Annotated in this window: 20 protein-coding genes; 12 read left to right on the top strand and 8 right to left on the bottom strand. The window is 64.2% G+C overall.

Translation table 11 applies throughout. From position 1 onward, the window contains the following. Window positions 1–5 precede the first annotated feature (5 nt). Window positions 6–2,009, top strand: a complete 2,004-nt coding sequence (locus NCS02_RS15775) for an acetyl/propionyl/methylcrotonyl-CoA carboxylase subunit alpha (protein ID WP_250519883.1) — start codon at window positions 6–8, stop codon at window positions 2,007–2,009. Here NCS02_RS15775 and NCS02_RS15780 read toward each other — a convergent pair. Beyond that, window positions 1,999–2,493: an OmpA family protein gene (locus tag NCS02_RS15780; RefSeq protein ID WP_250519884.1), complete on the bottom strand. Its 495-nt coding sequence runs from the start codon at window positions 2,491–2,493 to the stop codon at window positions 1,999–2,001. The two genes, NCS02_RS15775 and NCS02_RS15780, sit on opposite strands and share 11 nt — an antisense overlap. 174 nt (window positions 2,494–2,667) lie before the next feature. Between NCS02_RS15780 and NCS02_RS15785 the strand changes: the two genes are divergently transcribed. Next, the gene (locus tag NCS02_RS15785) at window positions 2,668–3,756 is read left to right on the top strand and encodes an AI-2E family transporter (protein ID WP_033536337.1); all 1,089 of its coding nucleotides are present in this window, start codon (window positions 2,668–2,670) and stop codon (window positions 3,754–3,756) included. Between the two features lie 48 nt (window positions 3,757–3,804). Here the strand turns inward: NCS02_RS15785 and NCS02_RS15790 are convergent, their stop codons facing one another. The 3 genes from NCS02_RS15790 to pcaH all read right to left on the bottom strand — a co-directional run bounded on the left by NCS02_RS15790 (window position 3,805) and on the right by pcaH (window position 5,514). Next, window positions 3,805–4,110 (bottom strand): DUF2288 domain-containing protein, encoded by a 306-nt coding sequence (locus NCS02_RS15790; protein WP_008353766.1) that lies wholly within the window; start codon window positions 4,108–4,110, stop codon window positions 3,805–3,807. Window positions 4,111–4,197: 87 nt separating this feature from the next. Next, entirely contained in the window at window positions 4,198–4,806 is a 609-nt protein-coding gene (gene pcaG / locus NCS02_RS15795) for a protocatechuate 3,4-dioxygenase subunit alpha (RefSeq protein ID WP_008353765.1), read from the bottom strand. A gap of 6 nt (window positions 4,807–4,812) precedes the next feature. Beyond that, a complete protein-coding gene (pcaH, locus tag NCS02_RS15800; protein ID WP_250502862.1) occupies window positions 4,813–5,514 on the bottom strand; it encodes a protocatechuate 3,4-dioxygenase subunit beta in 702 nt (233 codons plus the stop codon). A gap of 115 nt (window positions 5,515–5,629) precedes the next feature. Between pcaH and pcaQ the strand changes: the two genes are divergently transcribed. Then, window positions 5,630–6,568, top strand: coding sequence for a pca operon transcription factor PcaQ (gene pcaQ / locus NCS02_RS15805; protein WP_034471860.1), 939 nt, complete (start codon window positions 5,630–5,632; stop codon window positions 6,566–6,568). 53 nt (window positions 6,569–6,621) lie between these two features. Continuing rightward, window positions 6,622–7,140 (top strand): response regulator transcription factor, encoded by a 519-nt coding sequence (locus tag NCS02_RS15810; RefSeq protein WP_235366236.1) that lies wholly within the window; start codon window positions 6,622–6,624, stop codon window positions 7,138–7,140. A 7-nt stretch (window positions 7,141–7,147) separates the two neighbouring features. On the opposite strand, the gene NCS02_RS15815 is transcribed toward NCS02_RS15810, so the two are convergent. Next, on the bottom strand, window positions 7,148–7,861 hold the full coding sequence (locus NCS02_RS15815; RefSeq protein ID WP_008353761.1) for a lysophospholipid acyltransferase family protein: 714 nt from the start codon (window positions 7,859–7,861) through the stop codon (window positions 7,148–7,150). Between the two features lie 153 nt (window positions 7,862–8,014). On the opposite strand from NCS02_RS15815, the gene pip reads away from it, so the two are divergent. Beyond that, the gene (gene pip / locus NCS02_RS15820; RefSeq protein ID WP_008353760.1) at window positions 8,015–9,004 is read left to right on the top strand and encodes a prolyl aminopeptidase; all 990 of its coding nucleotides are present in this window, start codon (window positions 8,015–8,017) and stop codon (window positions 9,002–9,004) included. A gap of 12 nt (window positions 9,005–9,016) precedes the next feature. Here the strand turns inward: pip and NCS02_RS15825 are convergent, their stop codons facing one another. Further along, the gene (locus NCS02_RS15825) at window positions 9,017–10,237 is read right to left on the bottom strand and encodes an EAL domain-containing protein (protein ID WP_144403698.1); all 1,221 of its coding nucleotides are present in this window, start codon (window positions 10,235–10,237) and stop codon (window positions 9,017–9,019) included. A 325-nt stretch (window positions 10,238–10,562) separates the two neighbouring features. Here NCS02_RS15825 and NCS02_RS15830 point away from each other — a divergent pair, with 325 nt between their 5' ends. From NCS02_RS15830 to NCS02_RS15840, 3 genes are all read left to right on the top strand, one after another. Continuing rightward, complete coding sequence (locus tag NCS02_RS15830) at window positions 10,563–10,985, top strand: hypothetical protein (protein ID WP_008353757.1); 423 nt, start codon at window positions 10,563–10,565, stop codon at window positions 10,983–10,985. A gap of 554 nt (window positions 10,986–11,539) precedes the next feature. Beyond that, a complete protein-coding gene (locus tag NCS02_RS15835) occupies window positions 11,540–12,316 on the top strand; it encodes an N-acyl amino acid synthase FeeM domain-containing protein (protein ID WP_175979147.1) in 777 nt (258 codons plus the stop codon). Window positions 12,317–12,470: 154 nt separating this feature from the next. Further along, window positions 12,471–15,440: a putative bifunctional diguanylate cyclase/phosphodiesterase gene (locus tag NCS02_RS15840; RefSeq protein ID WP_008353755.1), complete on the top strand. Its 2,970-nt coding sequence runs from the start codon at window positions 12,471–12,473 to the stop codon at window positions 15,438–15,440. Window positions 15,441–15,450: 10 nt separating this feature from the next. On the opposite strand, the gene NCS02_RS15845 is transcribed toward NCS02_RS15840, so the two are convergent. Then, complete coding sequence (locus tag NCS02_RS15845; protein WP_008353754.1) at window positions 15,451–15,660, bottom strand: hypothetical protein; 210 nt, start codon at window positions 15,658–15,660, stop codon at window positions 15,451–15,453. A gap of 172 nt (window positions 15,661–15,832) precedes the next feature. On the opposite strand from NCS02_RS15845, the gene NCS02_RS15850 reads away from it, so the two are divergent. Continuing rightward, window positions 15,833–17,056, top strand: a complete 1,224-nt coding sequence (locus tag NCS02_RS15850) for an ROK family transcriptional regulator (protein WP_175979148.1) — start codon at window positions 15,833–15,835, stop codon at window positions 17,054–17,056. 1 nt (window position 17,057) lies between these two features. Here NCS02_RS15850 and NCS02_RS15855 read toward each other — a convergent pair whose 3' ends face one another. Continuing rightward, window positions 17,058–17,681, bottom strand: coding sequence for a LysE family translocator (locus NCS02_RS15855; protein WP_008353752.1), 624 nt, complete (start codon window positions 17,679–17,681; stop codon window positions 17,058–17,060). 129 nt (window positions 17,682–17,810) lie between these two features. On the opposite strand from NCS02_RS15855, the gene NCS02_RS15860 reads away from it, so the two are divergent. The 3 genes from NCS02_RS15860 (at window position 17,811) to hutI (ending at window position 21,324) form a co-directional block, all read left to right on the top strand. Continuing rightward, a complete protein-coding gene (locus NCS02_RS15860) occupies window positions 17,811–18,275 on the top strand; it encodes an Lrp/AsnC family transcriptional regulator (protein ID WP_008353751.1) in 465 nt (154 codons plus the stop codon). A gap of 155 nt (window positions 18,276–18,430) precedes the next feature. After that, the gene (hutU, locus tag NCS02_RS15865) at window positions 18,431–20,107 is read left to right on the top strand and encodes a urocanate hydratase (RefSeq protein WP_250502864.1); all 1,677 of its coding nucleotides are present in this window, start codon (window positions 18,431–18,433) and stop codon (window positions 20,105–20,107) included. Beyond that, window positions 20,104–21,324 (top strand): imidazolonepropionase, encoded by a 1,221-nt coding sequence (hutI, locus tag NCS02_RS15870; RefSeq protein WP_250502865.1) that lies wholly within the window; start codon window positions 20,104–20,106, stop codon window positions 21,322–21,324. The genes hutU and hutI overlap by 4 nt, the downstream gene beginning before the upstream one ends. Window positions 21,325–21,389 lie beyond the last annotated feature (65 nt).

Below are 21,389 nucleotides of genomic sequence, written 5' to 3' on the forward strand. Positions count from 1 at the left end.
ACGCCATGTTCAACAAAATACTCATAGCGAACCGCGGCGAGATCGCATGCCGCGTCGCGGCGACGGCGAAGCGCCTGAACGTCGACAGCGTCGCGGTGTATTCGGACGCCGATGCCAAAGCGAAACACGTCGATGTCTGCGATGAAGCGGTGCATGTCGGCGGATCGGCGGCGTCGGAGAGTTATCTGCGCATCGAGCGCATCGTCGATGCAGCGAAGAAAACCGGCGCGCAAGCAATTCATCCGGGCTACGGATTTCTTTCGGAAAACGAAGCATTCGCGAACGCGTGCGAAAAAGCCGGACTCGTGTTCATCGGACCGCCCGTCGAGGCGATCAGCGCGATGGGTTCGAAAGCCGCCGCGAAAGCGCTGATGCAATCCGCATCGGTGCCGCTCGTGCCCGGCTATCACGGCGACGATCAGGATCCGTCGCTGCTTCAGCGCGAAGCGGATCGCATCGGTTATCCGGTGCTGCTGAAAGCGAGCGCGGGCGGCGGCGGCAAGGGCATGCGCGTCGTCGAGAGAAGCGAGGATTTCGCGGCGGCGCTCGCGTCGTGCAAGCGCGAGGCGGCGTCGAGCTTCGGCAACGATCGCGTGTTGATCGAGAAGTATCTGCTGCGTCCCCGTCACGTCGAAGTGCAGGTTTTCGCGGACAAGCACGGCAACGCGGTCTATCTATTCGATCGCGATTGCTCCGTGCAGCGGCGCCATCAGAAAGTATTGGAAGAAGCGCCCGCGCCCGGCCTCAACGACGAAACCCGTCGCGCGATGGGCGAAGCTGCGGTCGCGGCGGCGCGCGCCGTGAATTACGTCGGCGCGGGCACGGTCGAATTCATCATGACGCAGGACGGCCAGTTCTACTTCATGGAGATGAACACGCGCCTGCAGGTCGAGCATCCGGTGACAGAGATGGTCACGGGCCTCGATCTCGTCGAGTGGCAACTGCGCGTGGCGGCGGGCGAGCCGCTGCCGTTGAAGCAAAACGAGCTGAAGGTGCATGGCCACGCGATCGAGGCGCGCATCTACGCGGAGAATCCGTCGCGCGGCTTTCTGCCGTCGACGGGCACGCTCAAGCACGTGCGCATGCCGCACGCGGTTGAGTTTTCGATCGATGGCGACGTGCGCGTCGATAGCGGCGTGCGTCAGGGCGATGCCATCACGCCGTTCTACGATCCGATGATCGCGAAGCTGATCGTGCATGGGCGCGACCGTCGCGACGCGCTCGCCCGCATGGCGCGCGCGCTGGCGGAATGCGAGATCGTCGGCTTGTCGACGAACGTCGAGTTCCTGCAGCGCATCGTGAAGAGCGAGCCGTTCGCGTCGGCTGATCTCGATACGGGCCTGATCGAGCGTCATCACGATGCGCTCTTCGCGCCGACGCACGTCTCGCGCAAGAAGGGGCTCGCGCTCGCATGCGCCGCGCTGCTCACGCGCGAGGGCGGCGAGGCGCACGGACATTCGCCGTGGGATGCGCTGTCGCACTGGCGCATGGCGGGCGGCTACAGCCAGGATTTGAACTGGCGCGCGCTCGATACCGACGAAACGCTCAAGGTCGTGTTCACGAAGAACGGCGAGAAGCGCCTGCGTCTCGACGATGCCAGCGCGCGCTTCGACTGGTCGCATAGCGGCGAGACATCGTTCGCGGTGCAACTCGACGATGCGCTGATCAAAGGCCATGTCTTCACCGACGGCGACGTCTTCCACGTCTTCCACGAAGGCGCGGCGTTCCAGTTCGAATGGCAGAACCTGATGGCGCACGCGGGCGATGCCGAGCACGAAGGCCGTCTCACCGCGCCGATGCCCGGCAAGGTGATCGCGGTGCTCGTGGAAACGGGCGCATCCGTGACGAAGGGCGCGCCGCTGATGGTGATGGAAGCGATGAAGATGGAGCACACGATCGTGGCTCCGGCGACGGGCAAGATCGGCGAGATTCTGTTCGAGGTCGGCGATCAGGTCGCCGACGGCTCGCAATTGCTCGTGCTGGAAGTCGAGCAGGCCGCTAGCGCTTGACCTTGGCGGGCGCGCCGAGCAGCGTCTCTTCGCTCTCGGCGCGCACGAGAATTTCCACGCGGCGATTCAGTGCGCGCCCTTCACGGGTGTCGTTCGTCGCGATGGGCCGCAGATACGCCATGCCCTTCGTCGTGATGCGTTCGGCGGGCACGCCGCGCGCCGCCGACAGTGCGCGGTTATAGGCGAGCGAGCCTTCGTTGTCGGTATGGCCTTCGATCAGCACGGGCCGCATGCTGCGCTTCAACACTTGCGCCGCGCGATCGAGCATCGGCGAATCGCTGCGGCGAAGCGTCGATTCATCGGTATCGAAGAGCGGCGTGTTCGGCAAGCGCATCTCCACGCCTCCCTTGACCGGCAACATCGTGATGCCGTATTGCGCGTTCAACCGGTCTTCCTTCGACCGATTGAGCCCGCTTGAACATCCGGCGAGCAGCGCGAGCGACACACATGCGCCCACCGTTGCGCGCGAAGCCATTGCCTTCATTGCATAGTCCTGCATCGAAATCGAGTCTCGATTATAGGGAGCGCGAAAGGTGCCTTCTGTAAATAACGTTGCCTGACTGCGCGCATCGAGTGGAATGATTCGTGCGTGATTACAATGCTGGCGAGCTTTCATGTTTCGCCGGTCATCGATCTCACGAACAGAGCCTCATCATCCATGCCGATCCAGCCGCGCAACGACCCGACCCCGGACTCATCCGAGCGCACGCGAAAGATGCAGCGCACCGCTTCCGCCGCGCTCTATGCCGTGCTCGTTCTGGTCGCGCTCTATACGGCGCGTACCTTCATTCCGGCGGTCGTCTGGGCGAGCGTGATCGCGATTGCGCTGTGGCCGGCTTTCGGCTGGCTCGAACGCCGGCCCATGTTCAGACGGCATCACAACGTGCTTGCTGTCGGGCTGACCGCGGCCATCGGCCTGCTTTTCGTCGTGCCGTTTTTCATCGTCGCGGCGCAGACGGTGAGCGAAGCGCGCGACATGCTCCACTGGTTCCACGAAGTGCTGCGCACCGGCCTTCCGATGCCCGCGTTCATCGAGCATCTGCCGATGGGTTCGCAACAAGTCGCGCGCTGGTGGCAGGAGAATCTCGCGACGCCGCTCGAAGCATCGCCCGCAGTGAAGAACCTGCATAGCGCGACGGTCGTCGCGATGACGCGGCACTTCGGCGGGCGCGTCGTGCATGGTTTCGTCATCTTCGGCTTCATGCTGATGACGCTCTTCTTCGTGTTTCTGGCGGGTTCGAAGCTCGGCGAGCAACTGCTCGCGGGTTCGCGCCGCGCGTTCGGCCCGGATGGCGCCGCGATCGTTCGCCGGATGGCCGAATCGGTGCGCAGCACGGTCGTGGGGCTCGTGGTCGTCGGCTTGGGGGAGGGCGCGCTGCTCGGCGTCGCCTATGCGGTGACGGGCGTGCCGCATGCGACGCTGCTGGGCATGCTGACGGCCGTCGCGGCGATGCTGCCGTTCTGCGCGCCGATCGTCTTTCTCGGCTCGGCGCTATGGCTGCTCGCGCAAGGCTCGACCATCGCGGCGGCGTGCGTCGCCGTGTTCGGGCTGATCGTGGTGTTCGTGGCGGAGCACTTCGTGCGGCCGGTGCTGATCGGCGGATCGGCGCGGCTGCCGTTTCTGCTCGTGCTGTTCGGCATTCTCGGCGGCGCGGAGACGTTCGGGCTGATCGGCCTTTTCATCGGCCCGGCGCTGATGACGATTCTCGTCGTGCTGTGGACGGATTACGTCGACAACCGCAGTTAGCGCTTCAGCGCTTACTGCGGTGTCGCGAGGCAGCGCGACTGCATCCGTTCACCCGCGTTCCTGGACGCACACCCACGGCGACAGCACCACCGCCCACAATTGCGGATCGCGCGCGGCGACATCGGCGGCGGTCTCGGCCTGCATGCGTTCGACGAGTCCCGCCGAAAGCCATTGCGTGACCTGCTGCTTGTCGTCGTTGGCGATGGCTTCCGCGACGCTTACGAGATCGAGATCGCCCTTCACCCAGATGAGCTTGCCTTGCGCGAAAAAGCGCTCAAGCTCGGACCAGCCGATCTGGGCGGTTTCGGCGAGAAGCTTGACGTAGAGCGGGCTGGGCGTGGGAGCGTCGGACATGGAAAGAGTGCGGAGAAAAACGAAAGGCGTCCGACACTATAGCGCAGTGCCGGACGCCCTCGTTTCAAACGACTGCTGCGAGAAACTTTACAGATCGAAGAAAACCGTTTCGTTCGGGCCGCGCAGATGGATGTCGAAGCGATAGATCGTGCCCGACGAACCCGGCTTGGCCGACGCGCCCGCTTCGCGCTTCGCGACCAGCGTATGACGGCGCTCCGCCGGCACGCTCTGCAGCACGGTGTCCTTCGCGTTGGCTTCGGTTTCGTCCTCGAAGTAGATGCGCGTGTAGGTGTGCAGCAGCATGCCGCGCATCAGCACGATGACATCGAGGTGCGGCGCGGAATCGTCGGCGGTTGCGCCCGGCTTCACCGTATCGAAGATGAAGCGCAGCTTCGGATCCGTGCCCGTGCCGCAGCGCGCGAAACCGCGAAAGCCCGACTCCCGCGCTTCCTGCGCGCTCTGCACGTAGCGGCCGTTCGCATCGGCTTGGGCGATTTCGATCAGCGCGTCGTTGACGGGCTTGCCTTCCGCGTCGAACACGTTGCCGACGACGGCGATATGCTCGCCCGGCACTTCACGATCCGCCGCCGATGCGGTGAAGAGGCTCTTCAGATCGAAGTTGTACTGCTCGGGAACGAGGCCGTAAGCGAAGTACGGTCCGACGGTCTGCGAAGGGGTCTGTTTCAGCGTGGTCATGTTCGGTTACTCCGTCGGCGTTTGGTCCGGGCCGCGCAGCACGATGTCGAATTCGTAGCCGAGCGCGTAGTTTTCCTGCGTCGTGTCCATCGAAAAGGCCGAAACCAGACGCTTGCGAGCGTGCTCGGGAATGCCTTGGTAGATCGGATCGAGATCGAGCAGCGGATCGCCGGGGAAATACATCTGCGTGACGAGGCGCGAGCCGAAATATTCGCCGAAGAGCGAGAAGTGGATGTGCTGCGGACGCCACGCGTTCGGGTGGTTGCCCCACGGATACGCGCCCGGCTTGATCGTCATGAAGCGATAGCGGCCTTCGTCGTCGGTCAGGCAGCGGCCCGCGCCGAGGAAGTTCGGATCGAGCGGCGCATCGTGCTGGTCCGCCTTGTGCACGTAGCGGCCGGCGGCGTTCGCCTGCCACACTTCCACGAGCGTGTTGCGCACCGGACGGCCGCCTTCGTCGAGCACACGGCCCGTCACGATGATCCGCTCGCCGAGCGGTTCGCCGTTTTTCGCGGCGTTACGGGTGAGGTCGTTGTCGAGCACGCCCAAGTCTTCAGCACCGTAGACCGGCACGCGGCGGTTGCGCAGATTTTCCTTCAGCGGAATGAGCGGCAAACCGGGGCTGCGCAGGACCGACGACCGGTAACCCGGCGACAGATACGCGGGATGGGATTCCCAGTCACGCGGTGTGAGGATGGGGGAGGTCATGTCGACTGTCTCCTGTATTTGTGGAAGTTGAATAGGATGTTTCTGACGGCTACTTTATAGAACGACACAAGTTATGGAAAATGATGTTTCGTGCCATCTTGCATAACGGATCGTCATGGATACCGATTTCACCAACACCCGCGTCAAGTTCCGGCATCTCCAGTGTTTTCTGGCCGTCACGCAACTCGGCAGCGTGCAGCGCGCCGCCGATAGTCTGTCGATCACGCAGCCCGCCGTTTCCAAAACGATCGGCGAGCTCGAATCCATTCTAGGCGTGCGGCTGTTCGAGCGTGGGCGGCGCGGCGCGGTGCCTACGCGCGAGGGCCGGCTCTTCGCGCCGCACGCGAGCGCGTGCGTGGCGTCGCTGCGCGAGGGCGTCGACATGCTTCTGCGGGAACGTGGCGACGTGCCGGGATCCATTTCGATAGGCGTTCTGCCGACGGTCGCGCCGGTGCTGCTTTCGCCCGCGCTGACATCGTTCCGGCAGCAGTGGCCGGCGGTGTCGCTGTCCGTCTGGACCGATTCCAACGCGCTCTTGCTGGAAAAGCTGAAGGCGGGCGACGTCGATCTCGTCGTCGGACGCTTGTCCGAGCCGGAAGCGATGCACGGGCTGTCCTTCGAGCAGATTTATCGCGAGCCGCTCGCGGTGGTCGTGCGCCGCGAGCATCCGCTGACGCTCGAAACGCCGCTCACGCCCGCGCTGCTCGCGCGCTTCGTGATCGTCGTGCCGCCTTTCGGCACGCTGATCCGTCAATCGGCGGAAAGCGTGCTGACGGCGTTCGGCGCGCACGCGCTGACGGCGCTCGTCGAAACGTTGTCGGTGTCGCTTGGGCGCGCGCTCGCGATGAACAACGACGCCGTGTGGTTCGTGCCGGCCGGCGCGGTCGAGCAGGACATCGGCCTCGGACTGCTCGCCGCGCTGCCGATGCCCTTCGCGGGCACCGACGAGCCCATCGGCCTGATCCGCCGCAACGACGCCGCGCGCACGCCGGTGGAAGAGGCGCTCGTCGACGCACTGCGCGACGCCGGCCGCTCGCGCGCCGGGAGCAAATGACCGCCGACGCCGGGCGGCGCGCAAGTTGCTGAAGCAGCATTTACCGCGCAGATTTGGCGCGAAAGAAATACTATGACAAAAAGCTGCAGATAAGCGGTGACGGCAACCATCGGCCTTGGCGGCAGTCACTACCGATGTTGCCGGCAGCCTTTGTCCTGCACCTCCCGCCGCACAAACGCGCCGCACTCGAACAAGTTCGCAAGATGAAGACTGTACTGCTCGTCGACGACGACCCCGCCACCATCGAAGCCTGGACCCTCTCTATGCAAGGCGAGGATTGCAATGTCTTATGCGCGTTCGACGGCAACAAGGCGTTGTCGATACTCGGCGAACAGAGCGTGGACATCGTCGTATCGGACTGGATGATGCCGGGCTTGGGCGGCGCGCTGCTCTGCCAGACGATGAAGAACGACGCGTCGCTCGCGCACATTCCTTTCCTGATGATTTCGGGGCATCCGAACCCGCCGGCGTTCGTCAGCTACGACGGCTATTTGCGCAAGCCCGTCGACGTGGGGACGCTGATCGCCGCGGTGAACCGCTTGTGCGCCGCAAAGAAACGTCCGCCGTATTGAGCGCCGTCTAGCGCAACACGGCGAGCGCATCGTCCATTTGCGACTGCGCGAGGCGGTTCAATTCCTGCGGAATCTGGCAGTCGAGCGGCAGGCAGGGCGTGACGATCACGCGGATATGCCCGCCGCGATCCGGCCACCCTTTCGCCGGCCAGACCTTGCCCGCGTCGTGGACGACAGGTACGACCGGCACCTTCGTCGCGCACGCGAGACGCACGCCGCCCGACGCCAGCTTGAGCGGCGCATCGTGCGCGACGCGCGTGCCTTCCGGAAAGATCACGACGGAATCGCCCTTTTTGAGCCGCGCGGCGCATTCGCGCGTCACGGCCGTATGCGCCTGACGGATCGAGCCGCGGTCGAGGCTCACCATGTCGAGCCCGCGCAGCACCCAGCCGAAAAACGGAATGTTCATGAGTTCGTGCTTGAACACGAAGCTGATGCGTCGCGGAAAGAGCGCCATGAACGAAAGCGTTTCCCACGTCGATTCGTGACGCGACAGGATGATGCACGGCCCGTCGGGCAGATGCTCCAGACCTTCGATCGAGCACGTCACGCCGGTGATGACGCGCATCATCACGACCATCGCGCGGCACCAGAGCTTCGCGAGCCGGTAACGTCCGTTGCGGCCGACGAACGGAAAGAGCGGCAGGATCAGAATCGACCAGACGATGCCGCTGCCCAGCAGATAGGTTGCAAAGAGCCACTTGACGAGGGTGCGTCGCATCGGGATTCGTGAATGACTGTGGGATGAACGGCGGGAATCCGCAAGCATAGCGTATCGGGTGAAACGCCCCGGATCGGCGTTTCGCGTCATGCGGCGTCATCGAAGCGATGCAACAATGGACCCCGACGAAACACACAGCAAGGAAACAGCGCAATGGAAAATCAGACGCCGGTGCAGTTCGACGAAGGCATGCTCGACGTGGGCGACGGTCATTCGATCTACTGGCGCGCGCAGGGCCCGCGCGACGCGCCGGTGATGCTCGTCGTGCACGGCGGCCCCGGCGGCGCGATGAACGTCAAATGGGCCGAGGTGCTGGAGCAGGACAAATGGCGCGTCGTGTTCTTCGATCAGCGCGGCTGCGGCAAGTCCACGCCGTTCGGCAAGCTGGAAGCGAACGGCATCGATGCGCTCGTCGGCGATATGGAAAAGCTGCGCGTCGCGTTACAGATCGAGCAATGGGCGATTTTCGGCGGCTCGTGGGGCACGACGCTCGGGCTCGCGTATGGCGTCGCGCATCCCGAGCGCTGCACGGGCTTTCTGCTGCGCGGCATCTTTCTCGCGCGGCGCGAGGACATCGACTGGTTTCTATGGGACGTGCGGCGCGTGTTTCCGGAAGCGCATCGCGCGTTCCTCGATGCCATCGAGGCGGCGTGCGGCCAGCGTCCCGCGAACGGGCAGGACATTTTGCGGATGACCGAAGCGCCGCTCGCGCGCTTCGACGAAGCCGGCACGCGGCTCGCGCGCGCGTGGACGCAGTACGAGACGACGCTTTCCGTCGTCAACAAGCCCGAGAAGGAACCGGCCGAGGAAGAGAAACGTCCGAGCGCGGAAGCGAACGCGGCGGCGATCTCGATGGCGTTGCTCGAACGGCACTACATGGCGAACGAGCTGCCGCCGATCCCGCTCTTGCCGCTCATCGCGCGGATTGCGCATCTGCCTTGCCGGATCGTGCATGGCCGCTTCGATATGGTGTGTCCGGCCGATCAGGCGCTCGACCTCGCGGCTCACTGGCCGGGCGCGGAACTGACCGTCGTGAATGCGGCGGGACACTGGACTTTCGAGCCCGGCAATGTCGCGGCGCTGCGCGCGGGCGCGGCGGCGCTGGCCGATGCGATCGCGCGGACGAAGCGCGCGACCGCCTGAGACGCTGAAGAGTCAGAGAATCGCGGGCGCCGCTTCGCTCAGGCGACGCCAGTCGAGATCGACGCCGATCACGACCGGTTTGGCGTTGCGCTGCGTCGCGATCGTCAGCGTCACACATAGCGACGTGCCCGTCACCGAGAGATACGGCGTGCTCGCGACGACCTGCTGCGGCTTCGCGTGGGCATCGACGAAATACGGACGATTGTCCCAGCGGCCCGTCGACGGATCGGCGATCGGCGCGAACCGCGCGGTCGGCGATCTCGCGGCCGCGCCCGCCAGGCCGGGCATGAACTCGCGGCCGCCCTGATCGAGGAAAAAGCAACTCAGCGTGCACGGCTGCGCGAGCAGGTCGGCGCAAGAGGCTTCGGCCGTCGCGCCCGACGCGAAACGCCGCGCCGCCTGCGTGAGTCCCGCGCGATAGGGCAGCAGAAGCAGATCGCCCGCGAGGCGCTCGGTGCGGCGCATCTGCGCGAGCGTGTCGAACACGTCTTCGAAAAGCGGCGTGACCGCGCCGCGCTCGGCGAGCCGCACCGACGGCATGCCGAGCAGATAGCCCTGGACGAAATCGACGTTCGAGCGCGCCGCCAGCATCAGATCCTTGTGCGTCTCGATGCCTTCGGCGACCACGAACATGCCCGACTCGTGCAGCAGATCGACGAGCTTCGGCAGCAACGCGTCGCGCATGTGAGCGCTTTTCGCCCGCACGAGACTGCGATCGAGCTTGACGATGTCCGGCCGCAGCGTCAGCAGCCGGTCGATGTTGGAATGCCCCGCACCGAAATCGTCGACCGCGACGAGAAAGCCTTGCGCGCGAAAGGAACGCGTCGCGCGCGCGATTTCCGCGACGTCCGTGCCGCCGGATTCGAGCACTTCGATCACCAGTTGCTCGGGCGCGAGACCGGATGCGCGCGTGGCCGCCGCGAGCCGCGCGGCATAGCCGGGATCGGTGAAGGTCGCCGGATTGATGTTGACGAAGAGCCAGTGCGCGGCGGGCAGCATCGGCGCCGCGTTGCGCAGATGCGTGAGATGGCTCATGCGGTCGAGCTCGGTCAGCTTGCCCGCGACGATCGCGCGCGCGAAGAGATCGAACGGTCCGACTAGCGCGCGGTCTTCGGCTTCGCCGCGCAACAGCGCCTCGTAGCCCACCTCGCGCTGGTGCGGCAGGCTGTAGATCGGTTGCAGATGCGTGCGCAGCGTGATGCCGTCGACGATCTCCGTATGTCCGGTCAGCACGTTCAGGGACGCTGTCGCGGCGGCCGCACGGCGGTGCCCGGAGACGGCATGCGGGAAGCGAGCGCCGGCGGACGAACGCACAAAGGAGCAGTCAGGTCGATGAACGGCACGGCAGTCACGCGTTTCGGTGGGGATGAGCGCAATATCGGCTGGTCGCGTGCAAACTTGAGCGCGATCCGTCCATGCGTCGAGCGGGCTTTGTCGTCTCCGGTTTGCCGCCGACGCCCGCGCGACCTATCTTTGTTGGTGCGATGCTACGATCCGCGTGCAACTTAAGCCGGGCCGTGCCCGTCGAAAGTCGCAACGAACCCCTTGAGAGAGATAGATGGCGCAACAGAAAACCAACCCCAAACTCGAGCAGGCGCTGACGCGCGGCGATCTCGCGATCCGCCAGGCCAACTCGGGCCGCGCCACCGCGGTGCTGCGCGCGCTCGGCAAGATGATCGTCGAGGCGTCGGCGACGATCGGCGTCGAGGCGCACGTCGTCATCCACGACGGCGACAAGATCTACGATCCGGCCGACGGCGTCTGGCCGCAGCAATTGCTCGTGTCGCTCGACGGTCCGGTCGAGGATAACGATCCGGACGAAATCCGCACCATCACGCTGCTCGCCGACACGCCCGCGACGATTTTCCGCTGCGAGTGGCAACGCGCCGACGGCAATATCGGGCGGCAGGAAGGCCGTCCGCTCGCGATGGTCGCGTTCATTACCGACGTGGATATCCCCTGGCTAGACGAAGAGGACTGATTTTTTAATTCGCTTCAGCGCGTTTCATACTGCCGACACGATTATGTCGTGATAGAGCGGGCGTCCTTTCGGAAGGACGCCCGCTTTTTTTCGTCCTCCCCGACCGCCTTTCGGCAATCCCAAACTTTGCATTTTTTTGGTTTCGCAGAATCTGCGAAGAAAAATGTAAGCAAACGTTACCGAACCCCTTTTATTAAATGTTTTCCAGCGTTTACGCGATGCTCCGCGACTGTTCGCCGAACGCTATTCTCCTGAATGCCTCTCGCGTCGGCCGGTGGCTGCTTACCCTCGCTCTTTCACCCTCATCGGGCGCGCATATACCTTTCTGGCATATGCATATTTCGGTTTGCGGCTGCGGCCGACGATTGGCTTTTTCGCCGATTAGAAGCTTTCTTCCACTGAATTAGCCCAAAAGTTGCTGAGAAACAGCGGCAAGCGCGCACCCCCTTTTTCGACTTCGTGAGAGGCTCGACCCGCCCGTGTAAGGAACCCTCCAATAAACGTCCTCAACACGCGGCACCTTTCCAATCGCCAAGAAAAAATGGGGTTTACAAATGGAACGTCTGAACCTTGCCAACAATGCCGCCGCTAACCAGACCGAATCGGCGGTACGCCCGACTCTCACGGTCGTCCCCGCGCTTCAGAAAACGGAGCGCATGCCGTTTACTATCCGTATCGTCGAAGACGATGGCGGACTGCAGAAAGCCGTGAGCATCAGACGTTCGGCCTACGGGCGGCATCTGCCCGAATTCGCCGAAAAGATGACGATCGAGCCGTCGGACCGCGATCGCGGCACGGCGGTGCTTCTCGCGGAATCGAAACTCGACGGCGCACCGCTCGGGACGATGCGTATTCAGACCAATGCGTACGGCCCGCTCGCCGTCGAGCAGTCGGTGCGTCTGCCGGATCATCTGGCGACGAGCCGCCTCGCGGAAGCGACGCGTCTCGGCGTCGCGGGCGGCATGGTGGGGCGGGTGGTGAAAGTGGCGCTGTGCAAGGCGCTCTGGATGTTCTGCGAACTGCACGGGATCGACTACATGGTGATCACGGCGCGCACGCCGCTGGATCGGGAGTATGAGGCGATGCTCTTCAAGGATGTTTTCGGCGTCAACGAATTCCTGCCGATGTCGCATGTCGGCGGGCTGCCGCATCGCGTGCTCGCGAAGGACGTCGCAGCCGCGCGCCAGCGCTGGGAAGAAGCCCGTCATCCGCTCTTCAATTACATGGTGAACACGCATCACCCGGACATCGATTTGCATTCTGTAGATTTATCTTTTGACTGGGAACCGGTACGATGCCCAGACGCTCCGTTGATGGCTTACGGCAGGTAAAAGAAACGGACGATCGTATTTAGGACGGTAATAGCGAATAACCGGACCAAGAGCGGTCCGGTTGGCCAAAAGCGGCGGCGCGCGGGGCTTCGGCCTCCGCCGCTGTCTGCGCCGGCGCATTTCGCGCTGGGCGCAAACGGGGGTTTTTCCAAGAATGGCGTCGGTTATTCCAGCTTCCTTATCGAGATTCAGACGCACGGGCTCGTGGATCGACGACGCGCTGTACGCGGTCGCCGTTTACGCCGTGCCTTTTCTGATTTTGCTCGGTACGATCGCCACGCTCTATTTCCTTCCGCGTCAATACGAAACGCGCGGCGCGGTTCCGCTCCAACTGCGCGTCGTCGCCGATAAAGCCGCGATCATGAATCCCGGCGACGCGCTCGTGGCGCTTCGAGGCGTCACGCCGGTATCGCGCTACAGCACGCGTCTTTCGGAAAAGCCGGTCTGGTTCAGTTTCACCACGCCAAGCATGAGCGCGCATTCATCGACGGTCGTCGAATTGCCGTCGCGTCACGCGCAAACGCTTGCCTGCTGGAACGCGGACACGCTTGCGCCGCTCGGCGAGGCGAGCCGCGAATCCGTCAGCGGCCAGATGCGCGCGGTTAAAGCCGGTTTCTCGATTCACGTCGGGCGATTGAAAGAACCGGAAAACATTCTCTGCCGGGGCACATTTTCCGGACCCGCGCAAATCAACGCATTTACATGGGAATGGCAAGGCCTCCGTAATTCGGCGCTCGATTTTCAGGAAAGCTCCGGATTGATCGCCGGCGGTTTGCTGACGCTCGCGGTATTCGTCTTCGTGACGGCGCTCATCAATCACGAATGGACCTATGTGATTTTCGCGGTATGGCTCGTCGGCAATCTGCGCCTCTGCGCAAATGCGATGGGCTGGGACATGCAATGGCTCGGCCGCGTATTGCCGACCGAATACATTCAGCCATTGCGGCAAATCACCTTCGCGGCCTATTACCTGTTGACGGCCGCGCTCTTTCAACAGCTTTTCCGGCGCGAGTTGCGCGTGGTCGGTTATCGCTGGCTGCTGCGCGTCATTCAGTACGTCGGCATTGTGCTGCTCGCCGCCGCGATCGCGTTGCCGTATGAGCTTTTCATTCCGACGCTCTGGGTCATCGCTGGTTTCGGCATTTGCGTGCTGTTGTTCTTCCTCGCGCGGCTCGTGTGGATGGCGCGTTCGCGCACCGTGCTGTGGTATGTCGCGTCGCTCGCGATCGTGCTTTTCTCCACGTTCTCGGAAGTGCTCGGCGCGGCCTTCGGGCTGAAGGTGCTCGTCGGCGGCGTCAATACGGTGATGGCCGCGCTGTCGTCGAGCATGATGGCGGCGTTCGCGATCGCCGAGCAGATGCGCGCGGAACGCGATTTCCGCCGCCAGGCGCAGATGGAACTGCGCAACACCTACGAAGTCACGCCGATCGGCCTCTTCACGCTCGATTCCGACGGTCACTTCGTGCGCGCCAATCCGGCGTTGCGCGCGATGCTCGATCTGCAAAAGGCCGACTACAAGGTGCGGCACTGGAACGACTACTTCGAAGCCGGCGCGTGGGGCGCGCTGCAGGCGCTCGCGTCGAAGGGCAGCGACGGCGAACTCGAAATGGGCGGCTCGCCCGAACGCGGCACCGCCGAGCGCCGCTATCTGTTGAAGGCAATCCGCTCGAACGGCTGGATCGAAGGCTCGCTGCAGGACACGACCGAACGGTCGAAGGCCGTCGAGCGCCTGCGCTTTCTCGCCGAGCACGATTCGCTGACGGGCTCGCTCAACCGGCGCGGCGTCGAGAAGGCGATTGCCGCGCAAAGCGAAGAGACGCTGCCGTGGGCACTGGCCTATGTCGATCTCGACCGCTTCAAGCTCGTCAACGATCTCTTCGGCCATCGCAGCGGCGACGAAGTGCTGCGCCAGGTCGCGGCCCGCACGCGCGCGCACTTCGCGCGCAGTTATCCGGTCGGACGCATCGGCGGCGACGAGTTCGTCTGCGTGATGCACGACACGTCGATCGAAGACGCCATCGCGCAATGCCGCGAACTCATCTCCATTTTGTCGGATGCGCCGTATCAGGTCGGCAATCGCGCGTTTCAGGTGAAGGCGTCGATCGGTCTCGTCGAATGCTCGCAGGGCGTGCGCGTGCAGGACGCGCTTTCACACGCGGATCGCGCGTGCCGGGAAGCGAAAAAGGTCGCGCACACGCATCTCGTCACGTACCGCAAGGGCGCGGCGGCGTTCGAGGAGCGCGCGGAGGAACTGAAGCTCGTCGAGACGCTCGGGCGCAATCGCCTGCCGCCGGGACTTTTCCTCGTGATGCAGCCGATCATGTCGCTCACCAAGCCGACCGAATCGCTCAACTTCGAAGTGCTGCTGCGCATGCGCGCGCCCGATGGCGCAACGCTGCCTGCAGGCAAGGTGATCGTCGCGGCGGAGGAATCGGGCAACATTGCGGCGATCGATCGCTGGGTCATCTCGACGCTGCTGGACTGGATCGAAGCGCATCGGCATCAGCTCGGCAACACGCAGTTCATTTGCGTGAATCTTTCAGGCGGTTCGCTGAACGACGAACAGTTCATGGAGGATATCTTCGCGCTCTTCGCGCGGCATCAGTCGATCGTGCATTACCTGTGCCTCGAAATCACGGAAAGCGTCGCGCTGCACGATCTGGAGAACACGCAGCGTTTCATCGCGCGCGTGCACGACATGGGCGGCAAGATCGCGCTCGACGACTTCGGCGCCGGCTACACGTCGTTCAAATATCTGAAGGCGCTATCCGCCGATGCGCTCAAGATCGACGGCGAATTCGTGCGCTCGATGTGCGCGCATCCGGCCGATATCGCCATCGTCGAGGCGATCGTCGCGCTGGCGCGCAATCTCGGCATGCGCAGCGTCGCGGAGTGGGTCGAGGACATCGATACCTTGCGCGCGCTGCAGGAGATCGGCGTGGACTATGTGCAGGGTTTCCTCGTCGCGCGGCCGCAGGACAGCTCGGCGATTCTCGCGGCGAGCTCGGCTGCGAGCTTCGTCAAGGATCCGGAAGTCATCGGTTTCGTCGAAAGCCTGTCGGAGCCGGTGCAGGCGACCGTCTTCGACTACGAATGGCACGCGCGCGCCTCGGGCACGCACTGAGCGGCGCGCGTCAAGCCGTCTTCATCTCGTTCAAAATCTTCGCCGCCGCGATGGGAATGCGCGTGTCTTCCCATTGCGCGAGCCATTGAATCTCCTTGCGCGTGAAATAGCCGGGATGGTTGCGCAGCGCGAACTGCAAAGAATCGACGATGTGATCGCGAATGATTTGCGGCGCGTTTTCGTCGTTGACGATCGCGTGAAGGGCTTCCAGGGTGCTCATGTTTTCGATAAGACGAGGTTGATCGGCGATGACGCTCTCCCGAACATAACCGACTAAAAATCCGGAAAAAATTCGGCGCGGATGTTTAAATAAAAGGACTCGAATTAATCCAGCGGGGACAAACACATGAATCGCTCAGGGCGCGCACGCTCGCGCCACGAGGCACGCGCCGATGTCTGAGCGGCCCGCGCACAAAGCTTCAATGCACTCCATCGGCTCGAATCAACTGGGCATGCGCCAGTTCAACGAGCGCATCGTCTTGCAGGCAATCCGCCTGCATGGCGCGCTGCCGAAGGCCGATGTCGCGCGCATGACGCGCCTGTCGATGCAGACGGTTTCGCTGATCGTCGATCATCTGATCGAAGACGGCCTGCTCGCTAAAGAGCCGCGTTCGCGCGTGCGCGGGCGCATCGGGCAACCGTCGGTGCCGATTTCGCTGCGCGCGGACGGCGCGTTTTCCATCGGCGTGAAAGTGGGGCGGCGCAGCCTCGACGTGCTGTCGATGGACTTCGCCGGCAACGTGCGCACGCGCGAAACGCTGGAGTATCCGTATCCGGATCCGCATACGCTGTTTCCCGCGCTGGAAGAGCGGCTCGCGCGCGTCACCGCCGCGCTCGGCGACGACGCGCGCAAGATCGCGGGCATCGGTGTCGCGGCGCCGTTGTGGATCGGCGGCTGGCGCGATTTCTTCGACACGCCGCCCGACGCGCTCGCGGCGTGGGACGACATCGACATCCGCGCGCGCATCGAAGCGATGACCGCGCTGCCGGTCGAATTCGCGAAGGACACGACCGCCGCGTGCGCCGCCGAACTCGTGATGGGCCAGGGGCGCGGGCTGCGCGATTTCCTGTATGTGTTCATCGGGACGTTCATCGGCGGCGGGCTTGTCATCGATGGCCGATTGCACGCGGGACCGGGCGGGAATGCGGGCGCGATCGGATCGCTGCCGCTCGTCGGCGGAGGCAAAGGCAAGCGCGCCGGGCAGTTGCTCAACACGGCGTCGGTGTACGTGCTGGAAAAGGCGCTCGCCGCGGCGGGCGCGCCGGCCGCCGCGGCGCACGATGAGCGCGCGTGGTCGCCGGAGTGGCGCGCGCTGTCGGAAGCGTGGATGCGCGAGACGTGTCCCGCGATCGCGACGGGCATCGCGTCGTCGGCTGCATTGCTCGATCTCGAAGCCGTGGTGATCGACGGTGAAATCGACCGGAATCTGCTGCGCGAAGTCATTGGCCGCACCGATGCGGCGCTCGGCAACTTCGACTGGCAAGGCATGACGCGGCCGCGTCTCGTCGAAGGGCAGATCGGCCCCGACGCCCGCGCGATGGGCGGCGCGATCCTGCCGCTTTACGCGCACTTCGCGCCGAAGCACGAGCTCTTTCTTAAGCCGCTCGACGTCTGAATCATTCGAGCGAAAGGCGCGCCGCGAATGCGAGCAGCGCCGCGGAGAACGTCCAGCGCTGCACCGTCTGCGCTTTCGGATGACGGCGCAGCCAGCCGGAAATACGCACCGCGCCCGCCGCGAGCGTCAGGTCGAACGCGACGCCGACAACGACCAGCACGACGCCCAATTCCACCACTTGCGACCAGACCGGCCCCGTCTCCGGCCGCACGAATTGCGGCAGCAGCACGGAGCAGAACAGCAGCGCCTTCGGATTGAGGATGCTGCTCAGAATGCCTTTCGCGTAGGCAGAGCGCAGCGTGGATGCAGTGTGTCCGGATGCGGCTTCGAGTCCGAAAGCGGGCGAGCGGAAGATCTGGATCGCCACGTACGAGAGATATAGGCCACCCGCGATACGCACGCCGTCGTAAAGCCACGGCGCGCTGCGCAAAAGCGCTGCAACGCCGAGCGCCGACAGCGTGACGTGCGTCGCGCGTGCCGTGGCGAGACCGGCGGCGACGGCGAGTCCGTGGCGGAATCCGCGCGTGCCGCTCGTCTGCAGCACGAGCGCCATGTCCGGTCCGGGCAGCGCGTAGACGACCGCGAGCGCGCCGATGAAAACCCAAAGCAAGTGTGCCGAAACCATGATGCGCTCCTGTTCAGAAGGCTTTATCGTGCCACTTCGGAAAGAGCGATTTATGGTATTTTGAGGCGACTTTGCGAGTCGCGTTGCAGCTTTCCTCTAAAATTAGAAGAGTTTAAAGGGGATAGCATGATGACCGAAATCGACCGCATCGATCGCGCGATGCTTGCTGCGCTCCAACACGACGGCCGCATGCCCGTCGCGAAATTGGCCGAGCGCGTCGGCCTGAGCGAAACGCCGTGCGCGCGCCGTCTCAGGCGTCTCGAAAGCGAGGGATTCATCGACGGCTATCGCGCCGTGCTGTCGCGCAAGGCGCTGGAACTGGGCGTCGTCGCGTTCGCGCAGGTGCGCTTCAGCGTGCACGACCGCGCGCTCTCGGATCGCTTCGAGCGCGAAATTCAGGGCATTGCCCGCATCGTGTCGTGCCACAACATTTCAGGGACGGCGGATTATCTGCTTCAGATCATCGCGCGCGATCTCGACGAATACGGCATCTTCATGCGCGACGTGCTGCGGACTTTGCCTGGCGTCACCGCCGTGGAATCGATGCTCTCGCTGCGTGAAGTCAAACGCGACAGCGGGCTTCCCCTGCCGTGAAGATTGTCTAGACAAGGAGCGACATCGCTCGAATGGGAAGCCTCGGGATTCCCCTAATACAACGTAAGTTGTATATACAAGAAGATGAAGTGAACTCGACGCGGGTTGTCGTTCGCGTCTGTCCACACTCACTTCTTGATGCGCAGGAGCAATCCGTGACTTCGACTTCCCGTTTTCGCGACACCGAGATCCGCGCGCCGCGCGGCACGCAACTCAGCGCAAAGAGCTGGCTGACCGAAGCGCCGCTGCGCATGTTGATGAACAATCTCGATCCCGAAGTGGCCGAGAATCCGAAGGAACTGGTCGTGTACGGCGGCATCGGCCGGGCGGCGCGCGACTGGGCGTGCTACGACAAGATCGTCGAAACGCTGAAGCGTCTGGAAGCGGACGAGACGCTGCTCGTCCAGTCGGGCAAGCCAGTCGGCGTGTTCAAGACGCACGAAAACGCGCCGCGCGTGCTGATCGCGAATTCGAACCTCGTGCCGCACTGGGCGAACTGGGAGCACTTCAACGAGCTCGACGCGAAAGGTCTCGCGATGTACGGCCAGATGACCGCTGGAAGCTGGATCTATATCGGCAGTCAGGGCATCGTGCAGGGCACGTATGAAACCTTCGTCGAGGCCGGGCGACAGCATTACGGCGGCGATCTCAAAGGCCGCTGGGTGCTTACCGCCGGTCTCGGCGGCATGGGCGGCGCGCAGCCGCTCGCGGCGACGCTCGCGCTCGCGTGTTCGCTGAACATCGAATGTCAGCAGAGCCGCATCGATTTCCGTCTGAAGACGCGTTACGTCGACGAACAGGCGACCGATCTCGACGACGCCCTCGCGCGCATCCGGCGCTACACGTCCGAAGGCCGCGCGATCTCCATCGCACTGTGCGCGAACGCGGCGGACGTGCTGCCCGAACTCGTGCGTCGCGGCGTTCGGCCGGACTTGGTCACCGATCAGACCAGCGCGCACGATCCGCTCAATGGCTATCTGCCGAAAGGCTGGACGTGGGCGCAATATCGCGATCGCGCGCAAAGCGATCCGGCGGCGACCGTGAGGGCCGCGAAGCAATCGATGGCGGAGCACGTCCGCGCGATGCTCGCGTTCCGCGAACAGGGCGTGCCGACCTTCGACTACGGCAACAACATCCGCCAGATGGCCAAGGAAGAGGGCGTCGAGAACGCGTTCGACTTCCCGGGCTTCGTGCCGGCGTATATCCGGCCGCTCTTCTGCCGCGGCGTCGGGCCGTTCCGCTGGGCCGCGCTCTCGGGCAATCCCGAGGACATCTACAAGACCGATGCGAAGGTGAAGGAGATCATCGCCGATGACGCGCATCTGCATCGCTGGCTCGACATGGCGCGTGAGCGGATCAGTTTTCAGGGCTTGCCGGCGCGCATCTGCTGGGTCGGCCTCGGGCTGCGCGCGAAGCTCGGCCTGGCGTTCAACGAGATGGTGCGCAACGGCGAATTGTCGGCGCCGGTCGTGATCGGCCGCGACCATCTCGATTCCGGCTCCGTCGCGAGCCCGAATCGCGAAACCGAAGCGATGCAGGACGGCTCGGACGCCGTGTCCGACTGGCCGCTGCTCAACGCGCTGCTGAACACGGCGAGCGGCGCGACGTGGGTGTCGATCCACCACGGCGGCGGCGTCGGCATGGGCTTTTCGCAGCACGCGGGCGTCGTGATCGTCTGCGACGGGAGTCGTGAAGCCGATGCACGCATCGCGCGCGTGCTGCGCAACGATCCGGCGACGGGCGTCATGCGCCATGCCGATGCCGGTTACGACATCGCGATCGAATGCGCGCGCGATCAAGGCCTCGATCTGCCGATGATCGACAAGCGATGAAAAAGCTCTGGCAACACTGCCACGCCGCGACGATGGCCGGCGGCAAGTATTCGGTCATCGACGACGCGGCGATCCTGACCGATGGCGCGCGCATCGAGTGGATCGGACCGCGCGCGGCCGCGCCGGATATCGGCGAATGCGAACGTGTCGAACTCGATGGCGCGTGGGTGACGCCGGGTCTGATCGACTGTCACACGCATCTGGTTTTCGGCGGCGATCGCAGCGGCGAATTCGAGGAGCGGCTCGAAGGCGTGAGCTACGCGGAGCTCGCGGCGCGCGGCGGCGGCATCGCGAGTACGGTGCGCGCGACGCGCGAAGCCAGCGAAGACGCGCTGTTCAAAGCGGCGAAAACGCGCGCGCTCGGCCTGCTGCGCGAAGGCGTGACCACGCTCGAAGTGAAGTCGGGCTACGGGCTCGATCTCGCGAACGAGCGGAAGATGCTCGCCGTCGCGCGTCGTCTCGGCGAAGCGCTGCCGCTGACCGTGCGCGCGACCTGCCTCGCCGCGCACGCGTTGCCACCCGAGTACGCGAATCGCGCGGATGACTATATCGCCCATATCTGCGATGAGATGCTGCCAGCGCTCGTCGAAGAAGGCCTGGTCGATGCCGTCGATGCGTTTTGCGAGCACATCGCGTTCTCCACGGAGCAAGTCGAGCGCGTGTTCCGATGCGCGCGCGATCTCGGCGTGCCAGTCAAAGCGCACGCCGAGCAGTTGTCGTCCTTGCATGGATCGTCGCTGGCGGCGCGGTATCGGGCGTTGTCGGCGGATCATCTCGAATACATGACCGAGGACGACGCCATCGCGATGGCGCAATCCGGCACCGTCGCCGTGCTTTTGCCGGGCGCGTTTTACATGTTGCGTGAAACGCAGTTGCCGCCCATCGACGCACTGCGGCGGCATCGTGTGCCGATCGCGCTCGCGAGCGATCTGAATCCGGGAACGTCGCCCGCGCTTTCGCTGCGCATGATGCTCAACATGGCCTGCACGCTCTTTCGCCTGACGCCCGAAGAAGCGCTCGCCGGCGTGACCTTGCATGCGGCAAAGGCGCTCGGCTTGCACGCGACGCACGGATCGCTCGAAGCGGGCAAGACCGCCGATTTCGTCGCCTGGCGCATCGGCAGGCCGGCCGAGCTTTCGTACTGGCTCGGCGGCGCGCTCCCGAACCGCGTCGTGCGGGGCGGTGCGGAGGTCGATATCGAGCGCATCGCCCGATGAAATAAACGCCTCGTCCGAACCGGAACGAGGCGTTTCACCAAGAAAAGAAACGATGAGGCGCGGCG

Origin of the sequence: Caballeronia sp. NCF2 (genome assembly GCF_023631205.1) — a bacterium.
GTDB classification, from domain to species: Bacteria; Pseudomonadota; Gammaproteobacteria; order Burkholderiales; family Burkholderiaceae; genus Caballeronia; species Caballeronia zhejiangensis.

What these genes read in the sequence shown, in the direction of transcription:
- NCS02_RS15790 (WP_008353766.1), bottom strand. Translation starts at nt 4,110, where the DNA reads ATGTCCGACGCTCCCACGCCCAGCCCGCTCTACGTCAAGCTTCTCGCC.
- NCS02_RS15850 (WP_175979148.1), top strand. Translation starts at nt 15,833, where the DNA reads ATGTCTGAGCGGCCCGCGCACAAAGCTTCAATGCACTCCATCGGCTCG.
- NCS02_RS15780 (WP_250519884.1), bottom strand. Translation starts at nt 2,493, where the DNA reads ATGAAGGCAATGGCTTCGCGCGCAACGGTGGGCGCATGTGTGTCGCTC.
- pcaG (WP_008353765.1), bottom strand. Translation starts at nt 4,806, where the DNA reads ATGACCACGCTGAAACAGACCCCTTCGCAGACCGTCGGACCGTACTTC.
- pcaH (WP_250502862.1), bottom strand. Translation starts at nt 5,514, where the DNA reads ATGACCTCCCCCATCCTCACACCGCGTGACTGGGAATCCCATCCCGCG.
- NCS02_RS15775 (WP_250519883.1), top strand. Translation starts at nt 6, where the DNA reads ATGTTCAACAAAATACTCATAGCGAACCGCGGCGAGATCGCATGCCGC.
- hutI (WP_250502865.1), top strand. Translation starts at nt 20,104, where the DNA reads ATGAAAAAGCTCTGGCAACACTGCCACGCCGCGACGATGGCCGGCGGC.
- NCS02_RS15855 (WP_008353752.1), bottom strand. Translation starts at nt 17,681, where the DNA reads ATGGTTTCGGCACACTTGCTTTGGGTTTTCATCGGCGCGCTCGCGGTC.
- NCS02_RS15785 (WP_033536337.1), top strand. Translation starts at nt 2,668, where the DNA reads ATGCCGATCCAGCCGCGCAACGACCCGACCCCGGACTCATCCGAGCGC.
- NCS02_RS15835 (WP_175979147.1), top strand. Translation starts at nt 11,540, where the DNA reads ATGGAACGTCTGAACCTTGCCAACAATGCCGCCGCTAACCAGACCGAA.
- NCS02_RS15830 (WP_008353757.1), top strand. Translation starts at nt 10,563, where the DNA reads ATGGCGCAACAGAAAACCAACCCCAAACTCGAGCAGGCGCTGACGCGC.
- NCS02_RS15845 (WP_008353754.1), bottom strand. Translation starts at nt 15,660, where the DNA reads ATGAGCACCCTGGAAGCCCTTCACGCGATCGTCAACGACGAAAACGCG.
- NCS02_RS15840 (WP_008353755.1), top strand. Translation starts at nt 12,471, where the DNA reads ATGGCGTCGGTTATTCCAGCTTCCTTATCGAGATTCAGACGCACGGGC.
- NCS02_RS15815 (WP_008353761.1), bottom strand. Translation starts at nt 7,861, where the DNA reads ATGCGACGCACCCTCGTCAAGTGGCTCTTTGCAACCTATCTGCTGGGC.
- pcaQ (WP_034471860.1), top strand. Translation starts at nt 5,630, where the DNA reads ATGGATACCGATTTCACCAACACCCGCGTCAAGTTCCGGCATCTCCAG.
- pip (WP_008353760.1), top strand. Translation starts at nt 8,015, where the DNA reads ATGGAAAATCAGACGCCGGTGCAGTTCGACGAAGGCATGCTCGACGTG.
- NCS02_RS15860 (WP_008353751.1), top strand. Translation starts at nt 17,811, where the DNA reads ATGACCGAAATCGACCGCATCGATCGCGCGATGCTTGCTGCGCTCCAA.